The 25,629-nt window shown below is 65.3% G+C and carries 24 protein-coding genes and 1 tRNA gene; 18 read left to right on the plus strand and 7 right to left on the minus strand.

Annotated features, from left to right (window positions below; translation table 11 throughout):
* Window positions 1-198: 198 nt before the first annotated feature.
* On the plus strand, window positions 199-1,365 hold the full coding sequence (locus tag AC1ROT_RS14475) for an iron-containing alcohol dehydrogenase (protein WP_492999836.1): 1,167 nt from the start codon (window positions 199-201) through the stop codon (window positions 1,363-1,365).
* A gap of 4 nt (window positions 1,366-1,369) precedes the next feature.
* Window positions 1,370-1,816, plus strand: coding sequence for an acyl-CoA thioesterase (locus AC1ROT_RS14480; protein ID WP_492971870.1), 447 nt, complete (start codon window positions 1,370-1,372; stop codon window positions 1,814-1,816).
* Here AC1ROT_RS14480 and AC1ROT_RS14485 read toward each other — a convergent pair.
* Window positions 1,813-2,169 (minus strand): winged helix-turn-helix transcriptional regulator, encoded by a 357-nt coding sequence (locus tag AC1ROT_RS14485; protein ID WP_492999837.1) that lies wholly within the window; start codon window positions 2,167-2,169, stop codon window positions 1,813-1,815. The two genes, AC1ROT_RS14480 and AC1ROT_RS14485, sit on opposite strands and share 4 nt — an antisense overlap.
* Window positions 2,170-2,331: 162 nt before the next feature.
* Here AC1ROT_RS14485 and AC1ROT_RS14490 point away from each other — a divergent pair, with 162 nt between their 5' ends.
* The 6 genes from AC1ROT_RS14490 (at window position 2,332) to AC1ROT_RS14515 (ending at window position 7,688) form a co-directional block, all read left to right on the plus strand.
* Complete coding sequence (locus AC1ROT_RS14490) at window positions 2,332-2,994, plus strand: hydrolase (protein ID WP_492999840.1); 663 nt, start codon at window positions 2,332-2,334, stop codon at window positions 2,992-2,994.
* Window positions 2,995-3,071: 77 nt separating this feature from the next.
* Window positions 3,072-3,338 (plus strand): XapX domain-containing protein, encoded by a 267-nt coding sequence (locus AC1ROT_RS14495; protein ID WP_492999843.1) that lies wholly within the window; start codon window positions 3,072-3,074, stop codon window positions 3,336-3,338.
* 10 nt (window positions 3,339-3,348) lie between these two features.
* A complete protein-coding gene (locus AC1ROT_RS14500; RefSeq protein WP_492999844.1) occupies window positions 3,349-5,313 on the plus strand; it encodes an amidohydrolase in 1,965 nt (654 codons plus the stop codon).
* Complete coding sequence (locus tag AC1ROT_RS14505; RefSeq protein ID WP_492999845.1) at window positions 5,313-5,729, plus strand: DoxX family protein; 417 nt, start codon at window positions 5,313-5,315, stop codon at window positions 5,727-5,729. The genes AC1ROT_RS14500 and AC1ROT_RS14505 overlap by 1 nt, the downstream gene beginning before the upstream one ends.
* Window positions 5,726-7,351, plus strand: a complete 1,626-nt coding sequence (locus AC1ROT_RS14510; protein WP_492999847.1) for an MFS transporter — start codon at window positions 5,726-5,728, stop codon at window positions 7,349-7,351. Before AC1ROT_RS14505 ends, AC1ROT_RS14510 begins: the two co-directional genes overlap by 4 nt.
* 157 nt (window positions 7,352-7,508) lie before the next feature.
* Window positions 7,509-7,688 (plus strand): hypothetical protein, encoded by a 180-nt coding sequence (locus tag AC1ROT_RS14515; protein ID WP_492999850.1) that lies wholly within the window; start codon window positions 7,509-7,511, stop codon window positions 7,686-7,688.
* 300 nt (window positions 7,689-7,988) lie between these two features.
* On the opposite strand, the gene AC1ROT_RS14520 is transcribed toward AC1ROT_RS14515, so the two are convergent.
* Entirely contained in the window at window positions 7,989-8,795 is an 807-nt protein-coding gene (locus AC1ROT_RS14520; protein WP_492971862.1) for an ABC transporter permease, read from the minus strand.
* Window positions 8,796-8,872: 77 nt separating this feature from the next.
* Here AC1ROT_RS14520 and meaB point away from each other — a divergent pair, with 77 nt between their 5' ends.
* From meaB to AC1ROT_RS14535, 3 genes are all read left to right on the plus strand, one after another.
* Entirely contained in the window at window positions 8,873-9,850 is a 978-nt protein-coding gene (meaB, locus tag AC1ROT_RS14525; protein WP_492999851.1) for a methylmalonyl Co-A mutase-associated GTPase MeaB, read from the plus strand.
* 7 nt (window positions 9,851-9,857) lie between these two features.
* On the plus strand, window positions 9,858-11,033 hold the full coding sequence (locus AC1ROT_RS14530; RefSeq protein ID WP_492999852.1) for a pyridoxal phosphate-dependent aminotransferase: 1,176 nt from the start codon (window positions 9,858-9,860) through the stop codon (window positions 11,031-11,033).
* Between the two features lie 93 nt (window positions 11,034-11,126).
* Complete coding sequence (locus AC1ROT_RS14535) at window positions 11,127-12,311, plus strand: acetyl-CoA C-acyltransferase (protein WP_492999854.1); 1,185 nt, start codon at window positions 11,127-11,129, stop codon at window positions 12,309-12,311.
* On the opposite strand, the gene AC1ROT_RS14540 is transcribed toward AC1ROT_RS14535, so the two are convergent.
* Window positions 12,308-12,745, minus strand: a complete 438-nt coding sequence (locus AC1ROT_RS14540) for a DUF3293 domain-containing protein (RefSeq protein ID WP_492999856.1) — start codon at window positions 12,743-12,745, stop codon at window positions 12,308-12,310. The genes AC1ROT_RS14535 and AC1ROT_RS14540 overlap by 4 nt on opposite strands.
* Complete coding sequence (locus AC1ROT_RS14545) at window positions 12,742-13,458, minus strand: lipid-binding SYLF domain-containing protein (protein WP_492971857.1); 717 nt, start codon at window positions 13,456-13,458, stop codon at window positions 12,742-12,744. Before AC1ROT_RS14545 ends, AC1ROT_RS14540 begins: the two co-directional genes overlap by 4 nt.
* 146 nt (window positions 13,459-13,604) lie before the next feature.
* Between AC1ROT_RS14545 and AC1ROT_RS14550 the strand changes: the two genes are divergently transcribed.
* The 7 genes from AC1ROT_RS14550 to AC1ROT_RS14580 all read left to right on the plus strand — a co-directional run bounded on the left by AC1ROT_RS14550 (window position 13,605) and on the right by AC1ROT_RS14580 (window position 20,252).
* On the plus strand, window positions 13,605-13,877 hold the full coding sequence (locus AC1ROT_RS14550) for an exodeoxyribonuclease VII small subunit (RefSeq protein ID WP_492971856.1): 273 nt from the start codon (window positions 13,605-13,607) through the stop codon (window positions 13,875-13,877).
* 1 nt (window position 13,878) lies between these two features.
* Window positions 13,879-14,799, plus strand: coding sequence for a polyprenyl synthetase family protein (locus tag AC1ROT_RS14555; RefSeq protein ID WP_492999858.1), 921 nt, complete (start codon window positions 13,879-13,881; stop codon window positions 14,797-14,799).
* A 15-nt stretch (window positions 14,800-14,814) separates the two neighbouring features.
* Window positions 14,815-16,734, plus strand: coding sequence for a 1-deoxy-D-xylulose-5-phosphate synthase (gene dxs / locus AC1ROT_RS14560; protein ID WP_492999860.1), 1,920 nt, complete (start codon window positions 14,815-14,817; stop codon window positions 16,732-16,734).
* A gap of 14 nt (window positions 16,735-16,748) precedes the next feature.
* Window positions 16,749-18,089, plus strand: a complete 1,341-nt coding sequence (locus AC1ROT_RS14565) for an MATE family efflux transporter (RefSeq protein WP_492999862.1) — start codon at window positions 16,749-16,751, stop codon at window positions 18,087-18,089.
* Complete coding sequence (locus tag AC1ROT_RS14570) at window positions 18,086-18,841, plus strand: TlyA family RNA methyltransferase (protein WP_492999864.1); 756 nt, start codon at window positions 18,086-18,088, stop codon at window positions 18,839-18,841. The genes AC1ROT_RS14565 and AC1ROT_RS14570 overlap by 4 nt, the downstream gene beginning before the upstream one ends.
* The gene (locus AC1ROT_RS14575; RefSeq protein WP_492999865.1) at window positions 18,834-20,114 is read left to right on the plus strand and encodes a class I SAM-dependent RNA methyltransferase; all 1,281 of its coding nucleotides are present in this window, start codon (window positions 18,834-18,836) and stop codon (window positions 20,112-20,114) included. Before AC1ROT_RS14570 ends, AC1ROT_RS14575 begins: the two co-directional genes overlap by 8 nt.
* A gap of 64 nt (window positions 20,115-20,178) precedes the next feature.
* Window positions 20,179-20,252: transfer RNA gene (locus AC1ROT_RS14580), tRNA-Gln, on the plus strand.
* Between the two features lie 78 nt (window positions 20,253-20,330).
* Here the strand turns inward: AC1ROT_RS14580 and AC1ROT_RS14585 are convergent.
* Genes AC1ROT_RS14585 through AC1ROT_RS14595 form a run of 3 tightly spaced genes read right to left on the minus strand, consistent with a single transcriptional unit; the run spans window position 20,331 to window position 25,557 of the window.
* Window positions 20,331-21,692 (minus strand): HlyD family type I secretion periplasmic adaptor subunit, encoded by a 1,362-nt coding sequence (locus AC1ROT_RS14585; RefSeq protein WP_492999867.1) that lies wholly within the window; start codon window positions 21,690-21,692, stop codon window positions 20,331-20,333.
* Window positions 21,689-23,884, minus strand: coding sequence for a peptidase domain-containing ABC transporter (locus AC1ROT_RS14590; RefSeq protein ID WP_492999869.1), 2,196 nt, complete (start codon window positions 23,882-23,884; stop codon window positions 21,689-21,691). Before AC1ROT_RS14590 ends, AC1ROT_RS14585 begins: the two co-directional genes overlap by 4 nt.
* The gene (locus AC1ROT_RS14595; protein WP_492999870.1) at window positions 23,881-25,557 is read right to left on the minus strand and encodes a peptidase domain-containing ABC transporter; all 1,677 of its coding nucleotides are present in this window, start codon (window positions 25,555-25,557) and stop codon (window positions 23,881-23,883) included. Before AC1ROT_RS14595 ends, AC1ROT_RS14590 begins: the two co-directional genes overlap by 4 nt.
* Between the last annotated feature and the right edge of the window lie 72 nt (window positions 25,558-25,629).

Raw genomic sequence — 25,629 nt, forward strand, 5'->3', positions numbered from 1 at the left:
ACGCCAGCCCCGGGTTTTACACGGCCGGGCTGGCGGTAAGGCCAGACTCTACGGGGGCTTACGGGCTGGTGTCAATTCGGCGAATGTATGGGCGCAATGGCTGATAAGTCCTTAAACCTGCCCTAACGTCCGGGGCTGGAAGGGCCTTTCGCCCCGGTGTTAGTCTCTGGCCGACAAGGGAAATACCGGGAGAACGCCATGACCACGCTCAGCTTCGAGACCACGCGCCGGGTCTATTGCGAGCCGGGCGCCAGCGCGAAGCTGGGCGCCCTGATGGCCGAACTGGGCTGCAGCCGGGTGGTGCTGGTCACCGATCCGGGCGTGATGAAGCTGGGCCTGCCCGAGGCGGCGCTCGCCAGCCTGAAGGCCGCCGGCATCGCCGTCACCATCTATGACAAGACCGAGGCCGACCCGCCGGAAAAGCTGGTGCATGAGGCGGTGCAGGTGGCGAAGGACTTCAAGGCGGATGGCGTGGTCGGCTTCGGCGGCGGTTCGTCGATGGATATCGCCAAGCTGGTCGCCTTCCTGCCCGTGGCGACCCAGCCGCTCACCGAGATCTACGGCGTCGGCAACGCGCGCGGCAAACGCCTGCCGCTGATTCAGGTGCCGACCACCGCCGGCACCGGTTCGGAAGTCACCGGCATCGCCATCATCACCACCGGCGAGTCCGAGAAGAAGGGCGTGGTCTCGCCGCTGCTGCTGCCCGATATCGCCTTGCTGGATGCCGATCTCACGCTGGGCCTGCCGCGCCATGTGACGGCGGCCACCGGTGTGGACGCCATGGTGCATGCCATCGAGGCCTATACCTCGAAGCACAAGAAGAACGCCATGTCGGATGCGCTGGGCCGCGAGGCGCTGCGGCTGCTGTCGAAAAATATACGCACGGTCTGCTCGCCCGAGGGCATGAAGGATCGCGCCGCGCGCTCGGAGATGCTGCTGGGCGCCATGCTGGCCGGTATGGCCTTTGCCAATGCGCCGGTGGCCGCCGTGCATGCGCTGGCCTATCCGGTCGGTGGGCATTTCCATGTGCCGCATGGTCTGTCGAATGCGCTCATGCTGCCGCATGTGATGCGCTTCAATCTCGAGGTGCCGCTGGCCGCCGGCCAGTATGCCGAACTGGCGCCGATCCTGCTTCCTGGTAAGAGTTTTTCAACGGCATCGGCCGGTGCCGGTGCTTTGCTCGGCGAACTGGAATCGATCATCGATGACGTGAAGCTGGAAAAGCAGCTCCGTCAGGTCGGCATCAGCCATAACCACCTGCCGATGCTGGCCAAGGATGCAATGAACCAGCAGCGCCTTTTGGTCAACAATCCGCGTGACGTGCTCTACGACGACGCGCTGAAGATCTACGAGCAGGCCCTGTAATCTGATGAGCGATGTGAAAGACCCGCGCCAGGAAACCCGTGCCGACTATCGCCACAGCCTGCTGATTCCCACCCGGCTGTCGGATATCGACGTCTACCAGCATGTCAACAACGTGCAGTATTACGCCTATTTCGACACGCTGGTGAATGACTACATGATCCGCTTCGGCGGGCTCGACATGGTGAATGACAAGATCATCGGCCTGCTGGTGGAAAGCGGCTGCCGCTTCCACAAGTCGCTGAACTATCCTGAAACTGTGGAAGGCTGCCTGCGCACGGTGAAGCTGGGTAATTCCTCGGCCCGCCACGAGATCGCGCTGTTCCGCGCCGGCGAGCCGCATCCCGCAGCGACAGGCCATTTCGTGCATGTCTTCGTCGAACGCGGCGTGCAGAAGCCGGTGCCGATCCCGGCCAAGATCCGCGCGGCGCTGGAAAAGATCCTGGCCGGCTAGCGCGGCTGGTCCGGCGGCAGCAGCGCCTGCTCGACCCGCCCGAGCAGGCGGTCGACCTTGCGGCCGCTGGCGGTGAGGCGATACCAGACTTCCGGCCGTTTGGTCGCCATGTCGCGCCGCGCGATCAGGCCCTGTGCTTCCAACTCGTGCAGCCGTGTCGACAGCACCCGGGCCGAAACGCGGCCGGGCAGGGTGGTGCGCAGCTGGCCGAAGCGCAATTCGCCATTGCGGCCCAGCGTCCAGATGATATGGACGGTCCATTCCCTGGCGAGAAACTGCAGGGCCTGGTTCAACCCGCAATGCGACACGAATCGTGTGAGCGCCGTCGCACCGGATGCCTTTGTCCGAGCCATCGCACGGTATCCCGAAAGTTACTTATTGCCGCAATATCCGCGTTCCAACATATAGGGACCGCGCGCCCGATGGTATGCTCCTGCTAAACCTATGTATGGCTGACGGCCGCCCTGCAAATCGATTGAATCGGCACGCATTCACTCATCCTCTTGGAGTTTCCCATGGCCACCGCAAAAGCAGTCCCCGGCAAAATGTTGCTGACCCCGCAGGATCACACCCTGATCATGATCGACTTCCAGTCGCAGATGGCCTTTGCCACCAAGTCGATCGATGCCATCAGCCTGCGCAACAATGCGGCCCTCGTGGCCCATGCCGCCGCCGGCTTCAAGGTTTCGACCATCCTCACCACCGTGGCCGAGAAAAGCTTCTCCGGCCCGATGTTCGAGGAAATCACAGCCGCCTTCCCGGGCCAGAAAATGCTCGACCGCACCTCGATGAACACCTGGGAAGACGAGGCCGTGATCAAGCAGGTCAATGCCATCGGCAAGCCGCGCCTGGTCTTCTCCGGCCTGTGGACCTCGGTCTGCATCGTCGGCCCGACGCTGTCGGCACTCGACCAGGGCTTCGAGGTCTATGTGATCGCCGATGCCTGCGGCGATGTCTCCGACGAGGCCCATGAACGCGCCATGCAGCGTATGGTCCAGGCCGGTGTGCGGCCGATGACGGCGCTGCAGTATATGCTGGAGTTGCAGCGCGACTGGGCCCGGGCCGCCACCTACGATCTCACCACCGGCATCGCCAAGAAGTTCGGCGGCGCCTATGGCCTGGGGATCATCTACGCCAAGAGCATGCTGGGCGAACACGCTTCCGAAGCCGGCGAGTAACCGACAATGCGCGATGGCGGCCATGCCGGCCGCCATCGCGGTTTCCGCCCGCTCCCTGTCCGCCCCGGAAGGTCGCCATGAAACTCTATCTCGTCTCCCTCGCGGTCGGCCTGCTGGTCGGCGTCATTTACGCCATGCTCGATGTGCGCTCGCCGGCGCCGCCGGTGGTGGCGCTGATCGGCCTGCTCGGCATCCTGATCGGCGAACAGGCCGTGCCGGTGGCCAAGCGCCTGATCGCGGGCCAGCCGATCACCATGTCCTGGCTGAAATCCGATTGCGGCCCGCATATCTTCGGCACCCTGCCCGGCAAGCCCGAGGCCAAATCGCCAGACTGCCCGTCGTAAGGAGGCGATCATGAAACCCACCCGTCGCGACACTATGGCCGGTGCTGCCGGCCTGACACTCACCACTTTGATGGGCCCCGCCGCCCAGGGACAGACCCGCATGACTGCCGACATGATTCTGGTCAACGGCCGCTTTGCCACGCTGGATCGCAGCAATCCCAATCCGGAAGCGGTGGCCATCCGTGATGGCAAATTCCTCGCTGTCGGCGACGAACGCGACATCCGCGCCCTGGCCGATGCGAAAACCCAGGTGATCGACCTCAAGGGTCGCCGCGCCATCCCCGGCCTGATCGACAGCCACATGCATATCATCCGTGGCGGCCTCAACTACAACATGGAGCTGCGCTGGGACGGCGTCGCCTCGCTGGCCGATGCCATGCGCATGCTGAAACAGCAGGTCGACAATACGCCGGCGCCGCAATGGGTGCGCGTGGTCGGTGGTTTCACCGAACACCAGTTCGCCGAAAAGCGCCTGCCCACCATCGACGAACTGAACGCCGTCGCCCCCGATACGCCGGTCTTCATCCTGCATCTCTATGATCGCGCGCTGCTCAACCGCGCCGCTTTGCGGGCGGTGGGCTATACGAAAGACACGCCCAATCCGCCCGGCGGCGAGATCCAGCGCGATGCGGCAGGCAATCCCACCGGGTTGCTGCTGGCCAGGCCCAATGCGACGATCCTCTATGCGACGCTGGCGAAAGGCCCGAAGCTGCCGGCGGAATATCAGAAGAATTCCACACGGCATTTCATGCGCGAGGTGAATCGTCTGGGCGTCACCGGCGTGATAGATGCCGGCGGCGGCTTCCAGAATTACCCGGACGACTATCGGATCATCGAGGAGCTGCACAAAGACGGCGATCTCACCGTGCGCATCGCCTACAATCTTTTCACCCAGAAGCCGAAGGAAGAGTTGGCCGATTTCGCCGGCTGGGCGAAGCAGGTGAAGTCGGGGCAGGGCGACGATCTCTATCGTCATAACGGCGCCGGCGAGATGCTGGTCTATTCGGCAGCCGATTTCGAGGATTTCCGCGTCGAGCGGCCCGACATGCCGGCGAATATGGAAACCGACCTGGAGCCGGTGGTGCGGTTGCTGGCGCAGAACCGCTGGCCCTGGCGCCTGCATGCCACCTATAACGAAACCATCACGCGGGCGCTGAACGTCTTCGAGAAAGTGAACAAGGACGTTCCCTTCGACGGCCTGCATTTCATCTTCGACCATTGCGAAACCATCGACGACCGCAATATCGACCGCATCGCGGCGCTGGGTGGCGGCATCGCCGTGCAGCATCGCATGGCCTATCAGGGCGAATATTTCGCCGAGCGTTATGGCCACAAGGCGGCCGAGGCCACGCCGCCGATCCGCCGCATGCTGGACCGCGGCGTCAAGGTCGGCGCCGGCACCGACGCCACCCGTGTCGCGTCCTATAATCCCTGGGTCTCGCTGTCCTGGCTGGTCACCGGGCGCACCGTCGGCGGCCTGACCATGTATCCGCCGTCGAACCGCCTGACCCGCGAGGATGCGCTGCGGCTGTGGACCGAGAGCAACGCCTGGTTCTCCACCGAAGTGGGCAAGAAGGGCCAGATCAAGGCGGGACAGCTCGCCGATCTCGCCGTGCTGTCGGAGGATTATTTCTCGGTCTCGGAAGATGCCATCCCGCATATCACCGCGGTGCTGACGCTGCTGGGCGGCAAGCCCGTGCATGGCAGCGGCGATTTCGGCAGCCTGGCGCCGGCGCTCCCCGCCGCGATGCCCGACTGGTCGCCGGTGCGCCGTTTCGGCGGCTATCAGGGCCGGTCACTACAGCGTCGCGCCGAGCTGGTCGAGAAGGATGCCGCCCTTGCCGCCGCCTGCGGCTGCGCCACCGGCTGCGGCGTCCATGGCCATGCCCATGCCGGTGCGCTGGCCTCGGCCATGCCGGTGTCGGATGAGAAAACCTTCTGGGGTGCGCTCGGCTGCTCCTGCTGGGCCTTCTGATGCTGACCCGTCTCGCGCAGACTCTCCTTGCCCCGGCGGCGGTGCGCTGGCTCGCCCTGCTGCTGCTCTGCGCCGCCTATCTGCAGGGCGGCTTAAACAAGCTGACAGATTTCGGCGGCGCGGTGGCCGAGATGCAGCATTTCGGTCTCGAACCGGCCCTGCCATTCGCCATCGCCGTGATCGTCACCGAGTTGTTGGGCGCGGCGCTTGTCTTGAGCGGTCGCTGGCGCTGGTTCGGCGCGCTGTGGCTGGCCGGTTTCACGCTGGTCTCCACTTTCATCGCCAACCGCTACTGGGCGCTGCCGCCCGGTCATGACCGCTTCATGATGGCCAACGGCTTCTACGAGCATCTGGGCCTGGTCGGCGGATTCCTGCTGGTGGCGTGGTACGACCTGCGCGACACTGCTTCGCGATGAGCAACGATCACGGCCACGACCATGGACCGGAGCCGAGGCCGCTGAAGCCGTCTGCCGGCGGCAGTTTCGCGCCGCTGCGCCAGCCGGTCTTCGCGCTGCTCTGGGTCGCCACCGTGCTGGGCAATACCGGCACCTTCATGCGCGATGTCGCCAGCGCCTGGCTGGTAACCGATCTCTCCACCTCGCCCACGGCCGTGGCGATGGTGCAGGCGGCTGGCACCCTGCCGATCTTTCTGCTGGCGATTCCGGCCGGCGTGCTGTCGGATATCCTCGACCGCCGTCGGCTGCTGATCGCCATCCAGGTCATGCTGGGCGGCGTCAGCGTCACGCTGATGCTGCTGGCCTATAGCGGGACTCTGAGCGTTGCCAGCCTGGTGGCGCTGACCTTCCTCGGCGGTGTCGGCGCGGCGCTGGCCAGTCCGACCTGGCAGGCCATCGTGCCCGAGCTGGTCGCCAAACCCGATCTGAAGAATGCCGTCGCGCTCAACTCGCTCGGCTTCAACATCGCCCGTGCCATCGGCCCGGCCGTGGGCGGCGCGCTGCTGGCCGCCTTCGGTGCAGCGATCACTTATGGCGCCGATGTGCTGAGCTATGTGGTGGTGATTGGCGCGCTGCTGTGGTGGCGCCGCAAGGCCGATGCCGACGACGCGCTGCAGGAACAGTTCGCCGGTGCCTTCCGCGCCGGGCTGCGCTATGCCCGGGCCAGCCGCGCGCTTCATGTCGTGCTGCTGCGCGCCGCCGTCTTCTTCCTGTTCGCCAGCGCCGCCTGGGCCCTGCTGCCGCTGGTGGCGCGCACGCTGCTCCATGGTGGCGCCGGTTTCTACGGCATCCTGCTCGGATCGGTGGGCGCCGGCGCCATCCTCGGCGCGTTGGCGCTGCCGCGCCTGCGGCAATATCTCAGCGCCGACGGCCTGATGCTGCTGGCGGCGCTGATTACGGGCGGCGTCATGGCAGTGCTGTCGTTTAGTCCCCCGCAATGGGTGGCCGTCGCCGTGCTGCTGCTGCTCGGCGCCGGCTGGATCACCGCGCTCACCACGCTGAACGGCACCATGCAGGCGGTGCTGCCCAACTGGGTGCGCGGCCGCGGTCTCGCCATCTATCTCACCGTCTTCAACGGCGCCCTCACCGGTGGCAGCCTGATCTGGGGCGGTGTCGCCGAATGGATTGGCATTCCCGCCACGCTGCTGATCGGTGCCGGCAGCCTGGCGCTGATCTCCGTGCTGGCCCGCCTGATCCGCCTGCCGACGGGCGAGGCCGATCTGACGCCGTCCAATCACTGGCCCGAGCCGCTGCTGGCCGAACCGGTGGCGCATGATCGCGGGCCGGTGATGATCACCGTCGAATACCGCATCCGCGCGGCCGACCGCCCGGCCTTTCTCGTGGCGCTGAAACGTCTCGCCGAGGAGCGTCGCCGTGACGGCGCCTATGCCTGGGGCGTCTCCGAGGATGTTGCCGTGCCCGACAGCGTGATCGAATGGTTCATGGTGGAATCCTGGGCCGAGCATCTACGCCAGCATCGTCGCGTCTCGCAGGCCGATGCCGATATCCAGGGCGAATTGCGCCGCTTTCATATCGGCCCGGAAGAGCCGGTGGTGCGCCATCTGCTGGCGCTGCAGCGCTGACGCTCTTCAGCGCAACGCAGCTTGGGTATAAGGCTGCGGCGAAAGGTAACCACAGATTTAGCAGCGAAAAATTTCCGCCTCTGCCATAGTGCGAACAGGCAGACAGCGCAGCCGCAACAGCGGCGCGCATGAGTTGGTGGGAAGACCGATGTTTGACATGAAACTCCCGGCGACGCCGGGCGCGAAATTCGTGATCCTGATGGGCCTCGTCGCGGTGGTTGTTGCCGGCGTGGCGATTGCCAACAACGACCGTGAGTCGGCGGCTTGGGCCGGAGCGGCGCTGTTCAGCACCGGCCTCTGGCTGGTCTGGCCGCAGCGGGCGCAGCAGCGCCGGTAACCGGCGGTCCGATCGCTGCGGCTGCCCAGCCCTCGGCTTGACGTCCTTTCATTTTAATGTACTCTATATGTTCTTATTCGGGCTGCCGGTTTTCCGGCGGTCTGTCGTTGTTGGCCATCGTGAATGGAAATAGGTGCCGGATCGCAAAAAAAGGTGGGCTTTTGTTGGCTCTAGATGGTTCAGGATGGTCGCAAATGGCGCTGAATGGTCTCCAGCTGGCCCAAGTTGGCTCCCTTTGGCTCGATTTGGCATCAGTTGGCAGGATTGCCGGATGGGATTACCGATTAAGCTATTGAATTATCATGGTTTTAGGCGGTAACCCCGCTTCAGCAGCGTGTAGCACAGCGCCACCAGCGCCAGCGCCACCATGGCCAGCGCGCCGGCGCCCAGGCCGACATCGCCGTCGGTATGCCCGGTCAGCCCGTAACGGAAGCCGTCGATCATGAAAAAGAACGGGTTGGCATGGGCGGCGGCATACCAGAAGGGCGGCAATGCCTGTACCGAGTAAAACGTACCGGAGAGAAACGCCAGCGGGGTGACGACGAAGTTGGTCACCGCCGCCATATGGTCGAATTTCTGGCTCCACAGGCCGGCCAGAATTCCGATCAGGCTGAGGATCAGCGCGCCGGCGAAGGCGAAATACAGCGTCGCGCCCCAGTGATGCACATGGATGGGCGAGAAGGGCGCAATCGCCAGCGCCACGGCAAGCGCCACCGCCAGACCGCGGGTAACGCCGGCGCCGGCATAGGCGACCAGCAGTTCGCCGGGGCTGATCGGCGGCATCAGCACGTCGATGATGTTGCCCTGCACCTTGGAGATCATGATCGAGGAGGAGGTGTTGGCAAAGGCATTCTGGGTGGTCGCCATCATGATCAGGCCCGGCCCGAGGAATTCGATGAAGGGCATGCCGGCGACCTGCCGCACCGCGCCGCCCAGCGCCAGGGCGAAAACGGCAAAGAACAGCAGGGTGGTCACCACCGGGGCCAGCACGGTCTGGGTGATGACCTTGAGGAAGCGCTGCACTTCCTTGACATACAGCGTCCACAGGCCCAGCCAGTTGACCGGGCCATAGTGGCGGAGTGTCGCATGCGGCGGCAGGTCTGACATGCTTTTGACTGATCTTTGGGTTTTTGGCGCGGGACGGAAACTTGTTCGTCCGGCTACATAGCGCGTAATCTGCGGCAATGCAAAAGCAGGCGGCGGATTCCCCGGAAACGGGCACGGACGGAGCCCAGGCGGCGCCGGACTGGCTGCCGGCCCTGCTGGCGGGCGAGCGCGCGGCGCTGGCCCGCGCCATTACCGCGGTGGAGAACGATACCGACGAGGCCAGGCTGGTGCTGCAGGCGATCCGCGGCAAGCTCGGACAGGCGCTGGTGGTTGGCTTCACCGGCGCGCCGGGTGCGGGCAAGTCCACGCTGGTCTCCGCCTATGTGGCCGAGCTGCGCCGCCGCGACCTCAATGTCGGCGTGGTTGCCGTCGATCCCTCCAGCCCGCTCACCGGCGGCGCCATTCTTGGCGATCGTATCCGCATGAGCCAGCATGCCGCCGATGCCGGCGTGTTCATCCGCAGTCTCGCCAGTCGCGGCCATCTCGGCGGGCTGTCGCGTACCGCTGCCCGCGTGATCGATGTCTTCGATGCCTCGGGCCGCGATGTGGTGATCGTCGAGACCGTCGGCACCGGCCAGTCCGAGGTCGAGGTCGCCGAGATCGCCGATGTGCGCGTGGTGGTCAATGCGCCCGGTCTGGGCGATGACATCCAGGCGATCAAGGCCGGCATTCTGGAGATCGCGGATATCCTGGTGGTCAACAAGTCCGACCTGCCCTTTGCCGAACGTTCGGCGCGCCAGCTTGCCGCGATGAGTGCGCAGCGCGGGCAGGGCAGCGTGCCGGTGCTGCAGACCAGCGCCAGCACGGCAAAGGGCGTTCCCGAACTGGCCGATGCCATCACTGCCATCGGCAAGCGCAAGCGTCCCGATCCGCGCGCCCGCACCAAGCGTTTGTTGCAGAACCTGGTGCTCGATCGTCTGCGCAAGGGTCTGGCCGATCTGCCGGCCGCCGAGGCCGATCGTCTCTCCGATGCCGTGCTGTCCGGCGAGACCGGCATCGACGACGCGATCCAGACCATGATTTCCCTCCTCGCCACCCGTCTCTCAGGTAAATAAATCCTCCATGTCTGAAACGATCTCCGAAGCCCGTATCTGCTCCAGCATCCTCGACCTGCCCGGCTCGCGCATCCGCGTGGTCACCCGCGCCTCGGCCGATATCCCCGACATGATCAAGCTGTGGTTCGGCGAGGGCGACGAGCCGACGCCGCAGTTCATCCGCGAGGGCGCCAAGGCGGCGCTGGATGCCGGCGAGACCTTCTACGCCGCCAATCGCGGCATCCCGCCGCTGATGCAGGCGATCCATGATTACCTGCTGCGCGGCTACGGCGCCGATATCGGGGCCGACCGCATGGTGGTGACGGCGTCGGGCATGAACGCCATCATGATCACCATCCAGTGCCTGATCGAGCCGGGCGACAGCGCCGTGGTGATCGGGCCGATCTGGCCCAATGGCCGCTCGGCGATCCGGGCCATGGGTGGCGAGCCGCGCGACGTGTTCCTGAAGATGCAGGAAGACGGCCGCTGGAAGCTCGATCTCGACGAGCTGTTCGATGCCTGCGACGACACCACGCGGATGATCATGATCAACAGTCCGGGCAATCCCACCGGCTGGGTCGCCTCGGAAGCTGAGCTGGCGGCGATCCTCGAATTCTGCCGCCAGCGCGGCATCTGGATCCTGTCCGACGAAGTCTATGGCCGCATCATCTATGGCGGCGCCAAACATGCACCCAGCTACTACACGCTGGCGCAGCCGGAAGATCCTGTGGTGATCGTCAATTCGTTCTCCAAGAGCTGGTCGATGACCGGCTGGCGCCTGGGCTGGATCGTGGCGCCGCCGCGCCTGTGCACGGCGGTCGAAAAGATGACCGAGTTCAACATTTCGCATCCCACCACCTTCGTGCAATGGGGCGGCGTCGCCGCGATGAACGAAGGTGACGCGTATATTGAGGGGCTGGTCGAGCGCTACAACCGCGCCGCCGACATGGTCTATCAGGCGCTGGCGCCGCTGCCGCGCGTGCGGCTGGCCAAGCCGGAAGGTGCCTTCTATGCCTTCTTCGGGCTGGACGGCATGACCGACAGCCTGCAGACCTGCATCGACCTGGCGCGCAAGACCGCGGTCGGTATGGCGCCCGGCATCGCCTTCGGTCCCGCCGGTGAGGGTCGCATCCGGCTCTGCTACGCGGCGTCGTTGCCCAAGCTGTCGCAGGCGCTGGAGCGCCTGGTGCCGCAACTGAAATAACCTGCCGTAAGGGCAGGGTGGCGCGGCGAAAAATTTGGGTCTAGCGTTCGCGCCCGAGAAGAGTTTCTGGCAAGTCTTTGGAGGAAACAAAAAATGCGTGAAGCCGTCATCGTCTCTACCGCCCGCACGCCGATCGGCAAGGCCTATCGCGGCGCCTTCAACAACACCGATGCCGCCACGCTCGGTGCCCATGCGATCCGCGAAGCCGTAAAGCGTGCCGGCATCGAGGGCGGCGAAGTCGATGACGTGATCATGGGGGCAGCCCTGCAGCAGGGTTCCACCGGCGGCAATATCGCCCGCCACGCCGCCATTGCCGCCGGTCTGCCGGTCAGTGTGGCCGGCATGAGCGTCGACCGCCAGTGCGGCTCCGGCCTGATGGCGATTGCCACGGCGGCCAAGCAGGTGATCCATGACAACGCCCCCATCGTGGTGGGCGGTGGTCTGGAATCGATCTCGCTGGTGCAGAACGAGCATATGAACACCTATCGCGCCCGCGACGAATGGCTGATGAAAAACAAGCCTGACATCTATATGGCGATGATCGATACGGCCGAAACCGTCGCCAAGCGCTACGGCATCAGCCGCGAGGTGCAGGATGCCTATGCGCTGGAAAGCCAGAAGCGCACGGCCGCCGGTCAGGCCGCCGGCAAGTTCGACGACGAGATCGTGCCGATGTCGTCCAAGATGGCGGTGGTCGACAAGGAGACCAAGGAAGTCTCCTACAAGGATGTCACGCTGGCCAAGGACGAAGGCAATCGTGCCGATACCAAGCTGGAAGGCCTCGCCGGCCTGCAGCCGGTGCGCGGTCCGGGCAAGGTGATCACGGCCGGCAATGCCAGCCAGCTTTCCGATGGCGCCTCCGCTTGCGTGGTGATGGAATCGAAGCTGGCCGAGAAGAAGGGCCTGCAGCCGCTCGGCATCTATCGCGGTATGGCGATTGCCGGCTGCGAGCCGGACGAGATGGGCATCGGCCCGGTCTTTGCCGTGCCCAAGTTGCTGCAGCGCTTCGGCCTCAAGATGGACGATATCGGCCTGTGGGAACTGAACGAAGCGTTTGCCGTGCAGGTGCTCTACTGCCGCGACAAGCTCGGCATCCCCAACGAGCTGCTCAACGTGAATGGTGGCGCGATCTCGATCGGCCATCCCTATGGCATGTCGGGTGCGCGCATGACCGGTCATGCCCTGATCGAAGGCAAGCGTCGCGGCGCCAAATATGTTGTGGTGACCATGTGCATCGGCGGCGGTCAGGGCGGCGCCGGACTGTTCGAAGTCGCTTAAAGCCTCGGCGTCGCGAAGCGGGTCAGGATCAGTTCCGCCGCGCCGCCGCGTTCGTAGCGCACGATCCCGAACTGGCCATAGGTCTGTGCAAGGCCTATGGCCGTTTCTGTTTCCAGGTCCAGCACGGCGAAACCCGGTTCCGGATACCAGCCGGCACGGTCGGGTACGCCCAGATGCGGCAGAACCGCCAGCCTGCGTGTCGCCAGATCGCGGCGCAGGCGCTGATGCGCGGCCATGTTGCGGCTGACGGCCAGACGCTGGCTGCGCGGGTTCCAGGCATTCAGGCAGATCAGCGTGTCAGCTTTGACCTCACGCAGAAAGGCGTCGGCCTGCGGGCTGGTCTTACCCAGCCGCAGGCCGATCAGCGTGCCATCGGGCGTTGTCACCGCATAGGTGGTGGCGACATAACCCTGCAGGGTGCGATCAGAGATCACGGCATCTCCGCCGCGGCCAGCGCCTGACGCAGGCCCTGCGTGCCGGGATTGCTGACCACATGGTCGTAGAGGATGTTGCGCGGATGCGCTTCCTTGCCGTAGTAGGCGGTGTTGCGGCTATGGCGCGCGGTGATCACCGCGCCCTCCACCGATACGCCGGCGGCCAGGCCCTTGCTCTTGGAGAAGGAATATATGTCGGCGCCCAGATTGGTGGTGGTAGCGGCTTCCACGCCCATGCCGACCGGGCCAGCGGCCACGGTGGCGTCGGCGCCGAGCTTGAACTCGTTGCGCAGGATGGCCTCCACGGCCTTGTCGTTCATCAGCACCAGAATCACTTCGGAGGCCTCGCCGCCGATCTGCAGGCCGATGGAACCGGCGCCCATGGTGTAGATCGTGGGTTCGCTCCAGCCGGTGCCGGTCTTGGCCAGCAGCACGCCGCTGCCGCCTTCGCCGCCGATGATGAAGCTGGCTTTCAGCAGCTGCGGTACGACAAAGACGCCCTTGGCTTGGGCCAGCTTGCGGCGCAGGTCACTCATCTGGCCGTCGGTGGTGAAATGCTCCACCGTGATGCGGGCGCTGTCGATCAGCGTCTGGTCGTCGCTGGCGGCATGGGCTGGCAGCGCGCCGAGCAGCATGGCGCCGGCGGCGCCGGCAATAACGGTGGTGAAGAGCGTGCGGCGGGTAACGATGGGGGCGAGTATGGGAGTCGGCATGATCGGGTCCCTTTCCGGGTTGGCAAAAGGCGAATCTGAATATATTGCTTCGGCCGCGCCGAATCACCCCGAGGGACGGGTGGGCGCGGGTTGTTGCAGCGTAAGCTAGTCCCTAAACTGTGGCAGCTTTGTGGAACGGAGGCGGCATGTCCAAGGCCCAGGAAAATACCGCTCAGGAGACCATCCCGGCGGACATCGCGGCGCTGAGCTTCGAGGCCGCACTGAAGGCGCTGGACGAGATCGTCGCCAAGCTGGAAAGCGGCCGCGTCGATCTGGAAGAGTCGATTGCGCTCTATGGCCGCGGCGCGCTGCTGAAACGCCATTGCGAGGCCAAGCTGAAGGCCGCGGAAGAGAAGATCGAAAAGATCGTCGTCGGCGCCGATGGCCAGGCCGGCACCCAGCCCTTCAAGGCCGACTGAGATGGCCGACCAGCCGTCGCCCGCATTCGCGGCGGCCATGCAGGATGTTGGCACAGCCGTAGAGGCCGCGCTCGACCGCCTGCTGCCAGCCGTGGAAGGCCCGACCGAAAAGCTTGATGAAGCCATGCGCTATGCCTGCCTCGGTGGTGGCAAGCGCCTGCGCGCGCTGCTGGTCGTCGCCGGGGCCGACCTGTTTGCTGTGCCGCGTGCACAGTCGCTGCGGGTCGCGGCCGCCATCGAGATGCTGCATGCCTATTCGCTGGTGCATGACGACCTGCCCTGCATGGACGATGACGACCTGCGACGTGGCAAGCCCACCGTGCACAAGGCCTTCGACGAGGCCACCGCCGTGCTGGCCGGCGACGGACTGCAGACGCAGGCTTTCCTGGTGCTGGCCGATCCGGCCACCCATGCCGATGCCGCCATCCGAGCCGCACTGGTCGCCGGCTTGGCATTGGCAGCCGGTGCGCGCGGCATGGTTGGCGGCCAGGCCATCGACCTGGCGGCCGAAGACCGGACGGCGGCGGGACAGCCGCTGAGCTATGACGAGATCGCCCGGCTGCAGGCGCTGAAGACCGGCGCGCTGATCGCCTTTTCGGCTGAGGCGGGCGCGATCCTGGCCGGTGCCGGGGCGGCAGAACAGGCAGTCCTGCGCGATTATGCCGCCGATCTGGGACTCGCCTTCCAGATTGCCGACGACCTCCTCGACCATGAAGGCTCGGCCGCCGAGGTCGGCAAGGCGGTGGGCAAGGATGCCGCGGCCGGCAAGGCCACCTTTGTCGGCCTGCTGGGCCTGGATCAGGCCCGGGCCAAGGCGCGGGCGTTAACCAATTCGGCCAAATCCCGGGTTTCGGCCCAATTCGGCCCTGGTTCCGTGGTTTTGCAGGAGCTGGCGGAGTTTGTTATAACCCGCCGCTCGTGACACGATCAGGCCAAGATGATCAGCAACCGCACGCCCCTGCTGGATACGGTCCATAGCCCGGCCGATACCCGGCAGTTCGATCTCGACCAGCTCAAGCAGCTCGCGGACGAAGTCCGTCGCGAGATGATCGATGCTGTCTCGGTCACCGGCGGCCATCTGGGCGCCGGCCTTGGCGTGGTGGAACTCACCGTTGCCGTGCATCATGTCTTCGATACGCCGGCCGACCGCCTGATCTGGGATGTCGGCCACCAGGCCTATCCGCACAAGATTCTCACCGGCCGCCGCGACCGCATCCGGACTCTCCGCCAGCCCGGCGGCCTGTCGGGTTTCACGCGCCGTTCGGAAAGCGAATACGATCCCTTCGGCGCCGCGCATTCCTCCACCTCGATCTCGGCCGGTCTCGGCATGGCGGTGGCGCGCGACTTCAAGGGCGAGCGCAGCAATGTCATCTGCGTGATCGGCGACGGCGCCATGTCGGCCGGCATGGCCTATGAGGCGATGAACAACGCCGGCTCGATGGACAGCCGCCTGATCGTCATCCTCAACGACAACGACATGTCGATTGCGCCACCGGTCGGCGCCATGAGCGCCTATCTGTCGCGCCTGATGTCGTCGCGCTCCTATCTCGGCCTGCGCCAGGTGGCCAAGCAGATCGGCGAAAAGATTCTGCCCAAGGGCCTGACCTCGATGGCCGAGAAGGCCGAGGAATACGCCCGCGGCATGATGGCCGGCGGCACGCTGTTCGAGGAGCTGGGCTTTTATTACGTCGGCCCGATCGACGGCCATAACCTCGATCATCTGGTGCCGGTGCTCAAGAATATCCGCGACACCGACAAGACCGGTCCGGTGCTGATTCATGTGGTGACGCAGAAGGGCAAGGGCTATGGCCCGGCCGAGGCCGCCGACGACAAGTATCACGGCGTGTCGAAATTCGATGTCGTCACCGGCACCCAGGCCAAGCCCAAGGCCGGTCCGCCGAGCTATACCCGCGTCTTTGCCGACAGCCTGGTCGCGGAAGCCGCGCGCGACGACAAGATCGTGGCCGTCACCGCCGCCATGCCGTCAGGCACTGGCCTCGATGTGTTTGCCAAGCGCTTTCCGAACCGCTGCTTCGATGTCGGCATCGCCGAGCAGCATGCGGTGACCTTTGCTGCCGGCCTGGCCACCGAAGGCTTCAAACCCTTTGTCGCGATCTACTCCACCTTCCTGCAGCGCGCCTATGACCAGGTGGTGCATGATGTGGCGATCCAGCGGCTGCCGGTGCGTTTCGCCATCGACCGTGCCGGCCTGGTCGGCGCCGACGGCGCGACGCATGCCGGCAGTTTCGATATCGCCTATCTCGCCTGCCTGCCCGATATGGTGGTGATGGCGGCGGCCGATGAGGCTGAACTGATTCATATGGTCGCCACCGCGGCCGCCATCGATGATCGGCCGTCGGCCTTCCGTTATCCGCGCGGCGAAGGCACCGGCCTGCTGCTACCCGAGCATGGTTCGGTGCTGCCGATCGGCAAGGGCCGCGTCATCCGCGAAGGCAGCAAGATCGCCATTCTTTCGTTCGGCACGCGCCTGGCCGAAGCGCTGAAGGCCGCCGACGATCTCGGCGCCCGCGGCCTGTCGACCACGGTGGCCGATGCGCGCTTCTGTAAACCGCTGGATACTGATCTGGTGCGCCAGCTGGCGCGCAACCACGAAGTGCTGATCACCCTGGAAGAAGGCTCGGTTGGCGGCTTCGGCAGCCATGTGCTGCAGTTCCTCAGCCATGACGGACTGCTGGATCATGGCCTGAAGATCCGGCCGCTGGTGCTGCCCGACCGCTTCATCGATCACGACAACCCGATGAAGCAGTATGACGAGGCGGGGCTGAATGCGCCGCAGATCGTCGCCACCGCTCTCATGGCGCTCGGTCGCGCCAGCGAGATTCCGGCCCGCGCCTAACAGGACAATTCATCATGATCCTCAAGGAAGCGCGGGCCACGCTCACGCTGGCGTTGCCGATTGTCGGCACCCAGCTCGCCCAGATGTCCATCCATGCCACCGATGTGTGGCTGCTGTCGCATTTCAGCGAACTGGCGCTGGGTGCGGCGGCTTTGGGCGTCGCCATCTTCACCTTCTTCTGGATTATCGGACTGGGTCTCGCCATGGCCACGCCGGCAGTGGCCGCACAGGCGCTGGGTCATGATCCCAACGATCGTGCGGGCGTGCGCCATGCCGTGCATGACGGCCTGATTGCCACCGGCGTCTATGGCGTGGTCTGCACGGCGCTGCTGTGGCTCAGCGAGCCCTTCCTGGTGCTGATCGGCCAGCCGGCCGAATTGATCGCCCTGGCCGTGCCCTTCCTGCAGGCACTGAGCGGCGTGTTCATCGCCTCGGTCTGGTTCATGGTGCTGCGCGGCTTTGTGGCCGCGCTGGAACGGCCGCGGCCGGCCATGGTGTTCATGGTGCTGGCCCTGGTGCTGAATGCCATCGTCAATTACGTGCTGATCTTCGGCTTCTGGATCGTGCCGTCGCTGGGCGTGATCGGCGCCGGCCTCGGCTCCAGCCTGGTAAATATCGCCACCTTCATCGGGCTGGGCTGGTATATCGCCCGCGATCCGCAGTTCAGCCTCTATCAGCTGTCGCGCGGCTGGTGGCGTACCACGCCCGACCGCATGCGCGCCTATCTGCGCGTCGGCCTGCCGATCGCCATGGCGCTGGGCGCCGAGGTCGGGCTGTTTTCGGCCGCCGCCCTGCTGATGGGTCGTCTGGGCGCGGCGGAAGTCGCGGCGCATCAGATCGCGCTGCAATGGGCCTCGTTTGCCTTCATGGTGCCGATGGGCCTGGGCCAGGCTGCCACCGTGCGTGTCGGCTTGGCGGCCGGCGCCGGCGATGCCGGCGGTTTGCGCCGGGCCGGCTGGATTGCCATCGCGATGGGCATTGGTTTCATGGGCCTGACGGCACTGGTTTTCGGCTTTGCTGCCGCGCCGCTGGTCGGTTTGTATTTCCCCGACCGCAGCTCGGCGGTCTTCGATCTTGCGGTGATCTATCTCGGCATTGCGGCGCTGTTCCAGCTGGTCGATGGGGCGCAGGCGGTGGCCAATGGTGCCCTGCGCGGCCTGAAGGACACCGCGACACCGATGGTGATTACCATCGTCGGCTACTGGCTGGTCGGTTTCCCGGTCGCCGTCTGGTTCGGTTTTTTCACGCCCCTGCGCGGCACCGGCGTCTGGATTGGGCTGGTGGTTGGCCTGACCGTGGTGGCCGTACTGCTGGTCTGGCGTTTCGCCGCCCGCAGCCATAGTCTGCAGCGATGAAAGCCCCGAAACAGCGCCTCGATCAGCTGCTGGTGGAGCGCGGCCTGGCGGAAAGCCGGACCAGGGCGCAGGCCGCCATCATGGCCGGTCTGGTGTTCTCGGGGGAAAAGCGGCTCGACAAGCCGGGCGTGACGCTGGCGGCCGATGTGCCGCTGGAGGTGCGCGGCAAGCCGCATCCCTGGGTGAGCCGCGGCGGCGTCAAGCTCGCGCATGCCATCGATCATTTTTCGTTGGATGCTGCAGGCCGCACTGCTATCGATGTCGGTTCGTCCACCGGTGGCTTCACGGATGTGCTGCTGCATCATAATGCCGCGAAAGTCTTCGCTGTCGATGTGGGCGAGGGCCAGCTCGACTGGCGCTTGCGCAATGATAGCCGCGTCGTGGTGATGGAAAAGACCAATGCGCGCCATCTGACGGCCGAGCTGATCCCGGATCCAATTTCCTGTGTGGTCTGCGATGCCAGCTTCATCGGCCTGCAGACCGTGCTGCCGGCGGCGCTGGCTTTGGCTGCCGCAGATGCCTGGGCCGTGGCTTTGATCAAGCCGCAGTTCGAGGTCGGCCGCGAACGCGTCGGCAAGGGCGGTGTGGTGCGCGATCCCGCTCTGCATGAGGAAGTCTGCAACACGATCCGTGAATGGTGGAGCGGTTTGCCCGGCTGGACCGTGGCCGGTATCGAGCCCAGTCCGATCCTGGGGCCGGAAGGCAATCGTGAATTCCTGATCGCCGCCAGAAAAGGTGCAATCCATGCGTGATGTCGAGGGTGTGATCGAACGCATGGGCGGGCAGGGCCATGGCGTGCTGAGCAAGGATGATGCGCGGTATTACATCCCCTTCACCGTGCCGGGCGACCGCGTGGCCGCCAAATCCGGCGAAGAGCGCGGCGACGGTTTCGCCGCCGCAATCAGCGTGCTGGAGGAAGCAGGACCCGATCGCGTCGAGCCACCCTGTCCGCATTTTGGCGCCTGCGGCGGCTGCGCGCTGCAGCACTGGGCCGATGCTCCTTACCGGGCCTGGAAGCGCGACAAGCTGGTGGCGGCGCTGAAGCGGCGCGACTTCGAGGCCCCGCCGGTGGAGGATCTGGTCGCCGTGCCGGATGGTTCGCGCCGGCGCGCCGAGTTCATTGTCCGCCGCGTGAAGGACAAGGTGCTGGCCGGGTTCCACGAGGCGCAGACGCGCAAGATTGTCGACCTGCAGACCTGCCTGGTGCTGCGGCCCGGTCTGGTTGCCGCCTTGCCCGGCCTGCGCGCCATGATGTTGCCGGTGCTGGGCGATGGCTGGGCCGTCGACCTGAAGGTCACCGAGACCGAAACCGGCCTCGATGTGCTGATCACCGGCAAACTGAAGATGCGGGTGCAGGAGCGGATCGAACTGAGCAAGACGGCCAAGCAGCTTGGCCTCGCGCGCCTCAGTTTCCGCTTCGACATGCGCGCCGAGCCCGAGATGCTGTATCAGGGCGAACAGACGCCGCGCGTGTCCTTCGGTGCCCATGTCGTGACGCTGGCGCCGGGCGGCTTCTTGCAGGCCACCGCCGAAGCCGAACAGGTTATGGCGGATTTCGCCGTCGATGCCGTGAAGGATGCCAAACGCGTCGCCGATCTTTTCTCGGGCTGCGGCGCTTTTGCCCTGCGTCTGGTGGCCAGCGGCAGGACCGTCTGGGCGGTGGATGCCGACAAGCCGGCGATTGCCGCGCTCACGGCCGGCGCCAAGGGTTTTGCCGGCAAGCTGACCGCCACGGCGCGCGATCTGGAGCGCCAGCCGCTCGGTCGGGCGGAGCTGAAGAAGCTCGATGCCCTGGTGATCGATCCGCCGCGCGCCGGCGCCAAGGCGCAGGTGCAGCAGATCGCCGAGGCCGCGAAGGTCGGCGAGGCGCCGGGCCTGATCGTGATGGCCTCTTGCGACCCCTCCAGCTTTGCCCGCGACGCCCGGGTTCTGGCCGATGCCGGCTATGTCCTGGAGCGGGCGGTGCCGATCGACCAGTTCCGGTGGTCGCCGCATCTGGAAATCGTCAGTCTTTTCAAACGCTAGCCTGCGCTGACAGGGGGGTTGCAAAGCCCCCTTAGACGGGCTATATCCCGGCCCCGATCCCTGCTGGGGGATCGTCTAACGGTAGGACCCCAGACTCTGACTCTGGTTGTCTAGGTTCGAATCCTAGTCCCCCAGCCATTCCTTCCCGGAATCCGCTGCCAATTCCCCGCTTTCTCAATCGCCCGCAACACCGGGCGGCGCGATTCCGGTTGCGCGTCAGCGCTCCTGGAACGCCGCGTCGAGCGCGCGATAGACCGGATTGAGCAGGAAGCGCAGCACGCTGCGTTCGTCGGTCTTGATGTCGACCAGAACGATCATGCCCGGCAGCACCGGATTGCGTTTGGGGTCGTCGCCTACATGATCCTTGTCGAGCTGCACCAGCAGTTTGTAATAGGGCACGCCCAGCGGATCGCGGAAGGTGGAGGGCGAGATATGGGTCACATGCCCCGGCACGCTGCCGAATTGCGCAAAATCATAGGTGGAGACTTTCACGGCCGCGGGCTGGTTCAGCCGTAGCTGACCGATATCGGCCGGCTGCGCTCGCGCTTCCACGATCAGTTCGCGGCCGAGCGGCACGATTTCGGCAATGCTGCCGCCCGGCGCGATCACGCCACCGGCGGTGCGCGCCTTCAGGTCCTTGATCACGCCCCGCACGGCCGCGGTGACGGTGGTGCGGGCGACACGGTCTTCCAGCTTGACGCGCGCCTCTTCCACCTGCCGCAACTCGCCGGTCACGGTGCCCAGCTCGCGCATGGCATCGACGGCCAGACGTGACTCCAGCTCGACCAGCCGCTGTTCGGCCTCGGCAACCGCCTCGCGCGCCCGTCCGATATTCACCGTTACGGTGGTCAGTTCGCCCTGCACCCGGTTCATCTCGCGCTGCACATCGAGGTAAGTCAGACGCGAATTCAAACCCTGGCTGTTCAGGGTCTTGCGCATTTCCAGCGCCTCGCCCGTGATCGCGGTCTGGCGCTGCAGGGTTCTCTGCTGGCCGACCAGGGCATCAAGATCGGCGCGGCGCCCGGCCAGCTGGCGCTCCAGCACGATGCGCTGGCTGGCACGGGATTTCTCCTGGCTGCGCAGGATAGCGGCCTGATCGGAGGACAGGCCCTGTTCGAGAGAGTCGTCGAGAACAGCGATGCGGCCATCGGCAAAGGCGCGCAGGCGCTCGGCCTGCAGGCGCAGGGCGCGTTCCCGCGTGCGCAGCTGCTCCAGCTCGGCCAGAACGCCGGTATGGTCCAGGCGGATCAGAACCTGGCCTTCCTCGACCAGATCGCCCTCGCTGACCAGCACCTCGCGGACGATGCCGCCTTCCAGATGCTGCATGGCCTGCAGGTTGCCATTGGGGACAATTTCGCCCGGTGCCCGGGCCACCTGCGCGACCTTGGTCACGGCGGCCCAGCCGATGGTCGTGGCCACGATGGCCGCGGCAATCCAGACCGAAGCCTGCATCAGGCGCGGCGGCCGGCCTTCTTCAAGCTGTATTGCCAGAGTCAGGTAGCGAATGCGGGCGGGATCGGCGCGCAAGGCCGGCAGCTTGCCGCCAAAGCCCTGCGGGCCGGTTGCAGTCTCGCTCATGGTGCGACTCCGTGACTACGCATTGTTTGTCCCTGTCCGGCGATACGGGTTTCGACGATGCGACCATTTTCCATCAGGACGACGCGGTCGCAGATCGCCAGGTGGCTTGGCCTGTGGGTGACGATGGCAATGGTCTGCTGGCCGCGGCGGGCGCGCAGCGACTGGATCAGGCCGGCATCGCCGGGTTCATCCAGCCACTGCCCGGGTTCATCCAGCAGCAGCACGGCGGCAGGGCGCAGGTAAATGCGCGCCAGCGCGATCCGCTGCAGCAGGCCGACAGACAGCAGACAGGCGTCGGCATGATCGCCGAGGCCGGAATGCAGTCCGTCCGGCAATGCGAGAACTTCGTCCAGCGCGCCGGCCTCGGCCAGAGCCGATTTCAGATCGTCATCATTGGCCGTGGGTGCGGCCAGCCGCAGGTTCTGCGCTATCGTGCCATGAAACAGATGGCGGTTCTGCGGGGCATAGGTAACGGCGCTGCGCAGTTCATGCGGCGTCATCTGCCGGATGTCCAGGCCGTCCAGCAATACAGCGCCGGCCTGCGCCTGGTAGAGGCCGGCCATCACCTTGAGGATCGTCGACTTCCCGGAGCCGGAATGGCCGGTGATGCCGATCAGTTCGCCGGGCCGGAGCGCCAGATCGACACCAAGCAGGGCAGGCTCGGCATCAGGGCGATAGCGCAGCGAGACCCGGTTGAGCGTGATGGCGCCACGAAAGACGCGCTGCACGACGGCCGGTGCGGTGCGGTCCGTCAGTTCGGGACGCAGCTGCAGCAGGGTATCGATCTGCCGGATGCCATGGCGGATCTGCTCCAGCCGTGTCAGGGCCACCAAGCCAAGCTGCAGCGGCGACAGCACCCGCCAGGACAGGGCCATGGTGGCGACCAGTTCGCCGACGGTCATGGCGCCGCCGATAATGCGCATGGCGCCCCAGGTCAGAACGATGGCGCCGGCCAGCATCATCAGCATCTGCGACAGGGTGTTCAGAAAACCGGATGCCACCTGCATCTTGCGGCCATCGAGAACGGCGGCGGCCGATGCGGCGCGGTAGCGTTCAAGCCAGATATCGCCGCTGCCGGACTGTTTGATGGCGCGCAGATTCGACACGATCTCGACGGTCAGGTCGTGGCGGGTCGCGATGCTGCCCGCTGCACGCTTCACCGTGCTGCGATGCATGGCCTGGGAGGCCAGGCCGATGGCCACGACGACCAGGCCCAGCAGCAGCGGCACCAACACGAGCGGGCCGCCGAGCCAGGCGATGACGATCAGGAAAACGAACAGGAAAGGCAGGTCCAGTGCCACGCCGGCCAAGGGGCCGGTGAAGAACTCGCGCACCGATTCAAATTCCTTCAGGCGTGCGAGCTGCGTGCCGATCGGCGCGGCTTCCATGAATCCGACGGGCAGGCGCAAAAGGTGCTTCAGCACCGAGATGGCAACCAGCCGTTCGATACGGGCACCCATATAGGCCAGCAGCCGCCCGCGCAGCATGCGCAGCACGAAATCGAACAGGAAGGTCATTCCGATGCCAGCGAGCAGATACACCACGAGTTCGCGCGCATCGGCGGCGATGACCGTGTCATAGATCATGAGGGCGAAAAGCGGGAAGCCGAGCGCCAGGATGTTGCCGAACAGCGTGATCAGGCCGAGCTGCACGGCAATGCCCTGGAAGCGCCGGGCGATCATGCCCAGGAACAGCGGGCGTGAATTTTTGTCATCCTGCGTCGTTTCCGCCAGTTCGATGAAATAGGCGGTGCCCGCAATCGACAGGCGGGATGCGGTTATTTCCTCGCGGCGCTGGCCATCGAACACGCGCAGGTCATCGCCATGCCGTTCGATCACCACACGCGGGATGCCGGTGTTGTCGACATGCAGGCAGGGCAGCAGGCGGGGGTCGAGCTGGTCGATGCGTTTTTCCTGCGGCTTGGTCACGTAGGAAAGTTCGATCAGGACATTGCGCAGGCCGTCCAGGTCCAGATCGGCAGCAAAATGCGGCAGCGCTTCGACGATATGGCGCGGATCGCCCTGCCAACCCAGTGCCGTCAGCAATGGCATGAGACAGGCTGCAAAGGGCGATACCGCCTGGAAGGCGCCGATACGGCCCTGACGCAGAGCTTCCGCCAGGGGTTCGGATCGCACCACCTGCAGGCGGTGCGATGCCGGATCCGACGGCGGCGGATTGCTGACGTCGTTCACGATGGTACCCCCGTTGGCACGATCGCGGGCCCGAGAGTGGGGCGTTCCATGAAAGCGCCCTCGCGCAGTTCGAACATGCGGTCGGCCAGGCGCAGTACGGAAGGCTGGTAACTGATCAGAACGATGGTGACCTTGCCCTTCATATCGGCCAGCAGTTGCAGCAGGCGCTCGTTGGAATTGCGGTCGAGGCCATTATTGCTTTCATCGAATAATACGATGCGGGGCTGGTCGACCAGGCCGCGGATAATGGCAATGCGTTGCCGCACACCGCCAGGCAGGGTTTCGGTCTGGCCGCCGCTGATCGTGGTGTCATAGCCATTGGCCAGTGAGGCGATATAGCGGTCCAGCCCCAGTCGCTCGGCGAGCTGCAGGGCGATATCGACGGTCTGGCCGCGGCGGAACATGGTCAAGTTGTCAATCAGGCTGCCCTGGAACACCGTGGCATGACGCGGCAGCAGGCCGATCTCTTTCGGGCCCGGCCGCGGCGCTGTCGGCAGCAGCGGCGTATCGTCAAACAGAATCTGTCCTCCGGTCGGCCGCAACAGTCCCCCCATCAGGGACAGCACGGCAGAGCGCGCGCCACCATCGGCCGCAACGATGGCCACGGTTTCGCCGGCGCGGATTGACAGGTTCGCGTTATCCAGCACGGGCCGGCCGCTGCTATCCTCGAAATTTACCGCACGGAATTCGATACTGCCGGCATGGACGATTGGCTCCGCCGCGCCGCGCAAACCGCCGGGTTCCTGCGGCAGCCGGTAGAGGCGGTCAAGCTGCTTCTCGGCCAGACGGATGGTCTGAAAGTTGCTCCAGATGCCCATGGCACGCAGCAGCGGCTGCATGACGCGTCCCGCCAGCAGGGAGCAGCAGGCGAGCTGACCGATAGTCATCTGATGATCGAGCACCAGCAGTGCGCCATAAGTCAGAACGGCAACGGTGGCCAGGTTGGAAAAGAACGTGCCGAGTGCCTGCGACAACGCCGAGAGGTAGGTGACGTGATGTGCCGCACCGGAGGCATTGTCCATCAGGCGTTCGTAGCGGCGCATCATCAGCCGCTCCATCGTCATGGCCTTGATGGTGGTGATGCCGGACAGAACCTCGATCATGAAGCTGATGCGGCGTTTGTCGGAATCGGTGCGGGCGTCGACCGCATTGCGCAAGGCATGGCCGATGACAGCAGCTGACACGGCAAAGGCGAGGAAGACAGCCACCGTCACCCAGGCCAGCGGCCCGCCAACCATCCAGATGATGGCTGCGAACAGCAGGGCGAAGGGCAGGTCGATGACGATGATGGCGCCCTGGTTGGCATAGAATTCGCGCAGGCGGTCTATAGCGCCCAGGCGTTCAAGGTGGGTGCCGAGGGTATCGGCCTCGGCGGCCTGCAGATCGGCGCCAAGCAGCTGCGCAATGCCGGAACAGCCGGCGTTATGTTCAAAGCGGGCGCCGGCCCAGCCGGCCAGTGCGCTGCGCATGCCACGCAAAACCGCTTCGCCGAACAGGATGGTAAACAGCAAAATCGTCAGTAGCAGGAGCGTATCGGTGGCGGCATTCGGGATCACCCGGTCGTACACCTGAAGTGTAAAAATCGGCAGCGCCACCGTCAGGAGGTTGAGAACGATCGAGCAGATGACCAGTGTGGGATTGTAAAGCAGACTAGTGTCTATGCGGCTGCGCACTTTTGCAGATTCCCCCGTCATCTTTCGTCAGTGGACGACCTTAGTGATGCAGTAGCAAGGATCGATATTATT

Source organism: Ferrovibrio sp. GW821-FHT12E11 (assembly GCF_058806975.1).